This is a genomic window from Acidisphaera sp. S103, from assembly GCF_009765975.1.
Lineage (GTDB): Bacteria > Pseudomonadota > Alphaproteobacteria > Acetobacterales > Acetobacteraceae > Rhodopila.
The window spans coordinates 311279-316409 of the sequence record NZ_LMUJ01000031.1; the positions used below are offsets into that span (position 1 = coordinate 311279).

At 62.3% G+C, this 5131-nt stretch carries 5 protein-coding genes and 1 tRNA gene; 4 read left to right on the forward strand and 2 right to left on the reverse strand.

The window, feature by feature from the left end:
• The coding region (locus GSQ89_RS05985; RefSeq protein WP_158922983.1) for a HoxN/HupN/NixA family nickel/cobalt transporter at positions 1-764 on the reverse strand (764 nt) is incomplete at its 3' end.
• A gap of 119 nt (positions 765-883) precedes the next feature.
• Here GSQ89_RS05985 and GSQ89_RS05990 point away from each other — a divergent pair.
• From GSQ89_RS05990 to GSQ89_RS06000, 3 genes are all read left to right on the forward strand, one after another.
• Positions 884-960 (forward strand) — tRNA-Ile (locus GSQ89_RS05990).
• A gap of 268 nt (positions 961-1228) precedes the next feature.
• The gene (locus tag GSQ89_RS40010) at positions 1229-1462 is read left to right on the forward strand and encodes a type II toxin-antitoxin system antitoxin SocA domain-containing protein (protein WP_158922985.1); all 234 of its coding nucleotides are present in this window, start codon (positions 1229-1231) and stop codon (positions 1460-1462) included.
• A 710-nt stretch (positions 1463-2172) separates the two neighbouring features.
• Positions 2173-2394, forward strand: coding sequence for a hypothetical protein (locus GSQ89_RS06000; protein ID WP_158922987.1), 222 nt, complete (start codon positions 2173-2175; stop codon positions 2392-2394).
• A gap of 109 nt (positions 2395-2503) precedes the next feature.
• On the opposite strand, the gene GSQ89_RS06005 is transcribed toward GSQ89_RS06000, so the two are convergent.
• Entirely contained in the window at positions 2504-2878 is a 375-nt protein-coding gene (locus tag GSQ89_RS06005; protein WP_216856029.1) for a DDE-type integrase/transposase/recombinase, read from the reverse strand.
• 235 nt (positions 2879-3113) lie between these two features.
• Between GSQ89_RS06005 and GSQ89_RS06010 the strand changes: the two genes are divergently transcribed.
• Complete coding sequence (locus GSQ89_RS06010) at positions 3114-4991, forward strand: extracellular solute-binding protein (RefSeq protein WP_158922989.1); 1878 nt, start codon at positions 3114-3116, stop codon at positions 4989-4991.
• The last annotated feature ends 140 nt before the right edge of the window (positions 4992-5131 follow it).

Sequence of the window (5131 nt, forward strand, 5' to 3'; positions counted from 1 at the left end):
ACCATCAGGATGCTATCGGCGGTGTCCACCAAGGCCATGCCGGCGGTGAACAGCGCCGGAAACGCCAGGGTCTGCCACGGCGACATGCCCTGCGCCGCCTGAGTGGCGGCGATACCCAGCAAGCCGACCTCGGTCGCCGTATCGAAGCCCAGGCCGAACAGGAAACCCAGCGGATACATGTGCCAGCTTTGGGTCACCGATCGGAACAAGGGACGGCACAGCCGAACCAGCACACCACCCCCCAGCAGCGTCGCGTCCAGGCTGGCGGACTCCAGCGTGCCGCCGCGGGCGACGTGGCGGAAGCCGCGCCAGACACCCCTCAGGATGATCAGGTTGACCACGGCGATCAGCAGCAGGAACACGGCGGAAACCGAGGTGCCGATGATCGCACCCGCCGCCTTGAATACCTGAAGCCGGTCCTGCATCGCCGCCGTGGTCGCGGCGATGGCGAGCGAAGCCAGGATCACAACAGTGGAATGCCCGAGGGAAAAGAAAAATCCGGCGTCGATCGGCCGTTTGCCGTCCTGCATCAGCTTGCGCACCACATTGTCGATGGCGGCGATATGATCGGCATCCACCGCGTGGCGCAGCCCGAACACCCAGGCGAGCAACGCGGTGCCCAGCAACGCCGGCCGATCAGCAAACGCCTGCCACGCCCATGCCCAAGCGGCGACGTTGGCCGCAACCAGCAGCACAATCAGCGTCTTCGATCGGCTCCAGGCACCGCCATGCGAGACCCGCCTGCGCACTGGTGGCTCGACCATCGTCCCGAACTGCCCTTATTGTTCGGCCGCCAGCAATGCCGGGGCTGCCGCATTCCGGCAAGGGGGCTGATGCTTCGCGTTGACGCGGGGTGGCGGGTGCGGGCATTAAGACGCGGTGCGCGCCTGTAGCTCAATTGGTTAGAGCTGGCGGCTCATAACCGCTCGGTTGCAGGTTCGAGTCCTGCCGGGCGCACCAATTAAATCAATACCTTATAGTCTATCTGTTGGCACGATCTGACCTCAGATAGAACTTGGGGCAACGTTCGGGGCAACAAACCGCATGGTTCGAGGTCGGGTTCCTGGGGAACGGGACCTCGATATAAAAGCGTTTGGGCACATGCCGCCTGGCTGACGCATACGATATAGTTCCCCATACGTTCGTAATGGCGAGAATTTTTTGCTCGGCACGATTCGCACGTTCCCAGCGTTCCCTTAAAGCGATTCGCTGGCGGTAGGGGGAGGCTATGGCCATATCGACGGCATCAGCCGCGGCCACGGCATGCAAGCTCAGAAACCGGCAACTATCCAATCTGGCGTTACAAAAGGTCCTCTATATTGCCCACATGGTGCATCTGGGCCGATGCAAAGACCCCTTGGTCGACGAACGGTTTCAGGCCTGGGATTATGGCCCTGTGCTGCCCAGCCTTTACCGACCGGTCCGCATGTTTGGCAGCGAGCCGGTCAGAGATATTTTTTAGAGCTGACGCCGACCCAGGTTCACCTGAGCACCGAACAATCGAGCAGGTTTCAAAGTACTTGGCGAACAAGACGCCAGGACAGTTGGTCGAATTGACGCATTGGTCAGAGGGTGCTTGGGCGCAATATTATCGTGCGGGAGTGCGACACATCGTCATCTCCAATGCAGCAATTGCCGATGAATTCCGAAAAAGATCACGCCAACATTGATCTTGAGTAGGTCCTCGGCAATCAAACTGCGACAGCCAAGGATGAAACTATCGAGAGTTTGGAAGCGCAAGACCAAGCTCTCCGCGACAAGCTGCAGAAGGAACGATTCTGTTGGATCGCAGCTTGCGTTGTGCTTTTTTGACTGCGCCATGTTTCCCCATTTTCAGACATGGGGCGGCCCCATTGCGCTGGTGGGTTTGGAAATCATTCTTCTTTTGGTTGCTATTTCGAAACACATTATGAGAAATTGACCGCGGGGCGGGGTAACATTTTTGGGGAGTTGCACAACACTTTTCCGAGGTTTGATGGGGCGGTCAGCGCACCGTGTTGGTGCTATGGCGATACGGGTTCGTGCTGATGAAGAAACCGCCGGCGGTGGCGCATTCGACGGGTAGCAGGCCGTAGCGAGAGAGGTGCCAAGCGCGAGACAAGAAAACGTGGATTGCGCACTACCCCCCCGTGGCAGTAGAATTTCCCAGTATTTCGTTCTGAGGAGCGTAAAATGCTGTTTCAATCGCGCTGCCTGATCGTGGCTATCGCCTTGTCGGCGGCTTCGTGCAGCGCGGCCAGCCTTCAGCAGGGGTCGGCCGCGGCGAGGGACCCCAACGTGCCCGGCGCAACCGGCCAGGTTGTCGTCATCGGGTCCAACAGCAGCATGGCCGGTGCGGATCGCGTTCATCCCGATTGGAGTTCCGCCGCAGTGAGTTCTTTTGATCGGGATTGAACGGCCGGGTCGGCGAAGGGTCCGCTCAGTATGCGGACCCCCGGCGACAAGGGTTTCAACAAGATAGACCCCCCTTCCGCCGTAGGGGTGTGCATATCTCGCACACCCTTCACATCAGCGGCCAGGAAAAGGGTTTTGTTGCGACGTTGTTGCCTCGGCTGCGAGGTATCTGAGCGCAATACAGATACATCCAGCGGCCCTTGACCTTCACGTAGGTCTCGTCCACCCGCCAGGAGCCATTGCTTATGCGCAGATGGGGATGAATCCGCTTTTCCAGTTCGGCCGCATAAGCCTGGATGCAGCGGAAGATGGTGGTGTGGTCCACCTCGACGCCGCGATCCTGCGGCATGAGCCCGACATCGCGATAGCTGACGGGGAACATCAAATGCCACCGGACCGCCCACAGGATCACCTCAGCGGTGAACTGCCGGCCCTTGAAGGGTTGATCCTGCCGCACCTGAACCGCTTGTCGCTGTTTCGCCATGGCACGGCTTCTAACCGGCCTCGCTCACTGCTAAAGGCTGCAACAGAACCAGCCATCCCGCCGTCCACCCCCATCCCACCCACCAAGTGCGAAATATCCGCAACCCCTGGCTTGACCCCGGCATCGCCACCAACGATGCAGTTCACCGGAAACCCCGAACCAGGTCCGGGGACAGGGAAGCGGGGCGACCGAACCACCGGCCTCCCGCCGGCCAACCGAAGCAGGAGGCGATAGGATGCGTGCAGGATCGGGACTAGCAATGGCGCTCTGGCTGCTCGCCATACCCGCGGCAAGCCACGCCCAATCGCCGGCGCCCCCCGCGCCCGCTGCCCCGGCAGCACCCGCCACCGAGGCACCAATCCGCACCTACGGCCTGTCCCTCCTGGGCAAACCCGCTCTTCCCGCGGACTTCAAATCCTTCGAATACGTCAACCCGGATGCCCCCAAGGGCGGTGAAATCGCCCTCAGCAGCATCGACACCTTCGACAGCTTCAACCCGTTCATCGTCCGCGGCGACGCGCCATTGGACGTGTTGCGCGTCTGGGACACCTTGCTGAAGCCCGATGCCGACGAAGCCGAATCCGAATACGGCCTGCTCGCGAAAGTGATCGAGATCCCAGCCGACCACATGGGCGTCGCTTTCGAACTCCGCCCGGAGGCCAAATTCAACGACGGCACGCCCGTCACCGCCGAGGACGTGGCCTGGACCTTCAACACTCTGCGGGAAAAAGGCCGCCCGTTCTACCGCCAGTATTACGCCGACGTCGCCTCGGTCAGCGTCGAAAGCCCCACCCGCGTCGTCTTCCGCTTCAAATCCAGCACCAACCGGGAACTGCCGCTGATCCTCGGCCAGATGCCCGTCCTGCCCGAACACTGGTGGGCCGGCCGCGACTTCGACAAACCCCTGACCGACCCACCCCTCGGGTCCGGCCCCTACAAGATCGGCCATTTCGAATTCGGCCGCACCCTGTCCTTGGTCCGCGTCCCCGACGTCTGGTCGAAAGACCTGCCGGTCATGCGTGGCCTCAACAACTTCGACACCTATCGCATCGAGTTCTTTCGTGACGACACCGTGGCGCTGGAGGCCTTCAAGGCCGGCCAGATCGACCTCCGCAACGTGAACATCTCCAAGGAATGGGCAACCGCCTACGACTTCCCCGCCGTCCAGAAGGGGCTGGTGAAGAAGGCCGAACTGCCCCACCGCATGCCCACCGGCATGCAGGGCTTCGGCATGAACACCCGCCGGCCGCTCTTCCAGGATGAGCGGGTGCGGCATGCGCTCGCACTGGCGTTCGATTTCGAGTGGGCCAACAAGAACCTGTTCTACGGCGCGTACACACGGACTCAGAGCTACTTCAGCAACAGCGACCTCGCATCCAGCGGCATCCCCCAGGGCGCCGAACTGGCCCTGCTGGACAAGTATCGCGACCAGCTATCCCCCGACATCTTCACCAAGCCGTTCACGCTGCCGGTCACCGACGCCTCCGGCGACAATCGCGAGCAACTGCGCGCCGCCCTGTCCCTGCTGGAGCAGGCCGGCTGGAAGGTAAAGGACCGCAAGCTGGTCAACGCCGCCGGCCAGCCGTTCAGCTTCGAGATCCTGCTGAACCAGCCGGCGTTCGAACGTGTAGCGCTGCCTTACGTCCAATGGCTCGCGAAGCTGGGCATCGAGGCTCGGGTGCGGACCGTCGATCCGGCCCAGTACCAACGGCTGTCCGACACCTATGACTTCGACATGATCGTCGTCCAGTTCGGCGAGACCGACAGTCCCGGCAACGAGCAGACCGGTTACTGGACCTGCGCCGGCGTCAAGCTGGTGGGCGGCGACAACCTGATGGGCGTGTGCAACCCGGTGATCGACGCCCTCGTTCACGACCTCGTCACCGCGCCTGATCGCGCACATCTCGTGGTCGCGACCCATGCCCTCGATCGAGTGCTGCTGAACGGCTGGTATCTCGTGCCGCATTGGGATCTGCAAACCGTGCGAGTCGCCTACTGGGACCGCTTCGGCCGCCCCGACAAGCCCGTCCGCACCGGCCTGGAGCTGGACAGTTGGTGGCAGGATTCCGCCAAGGCCGCCGCCACCGACGAAGCCCGGCGCCACGGCCTGTGATACCGATGCATGCCGGCCGCGTCATGCCGGCTCCTCCCCTCGTCATGCCGGCTCCTCCCCGCGTCATGCCGACGCACGTCGGCATCCACGCCTTCACGCGCGCCACCGCCACAGTGCAAACCTCCCCCCCAACAAGCACC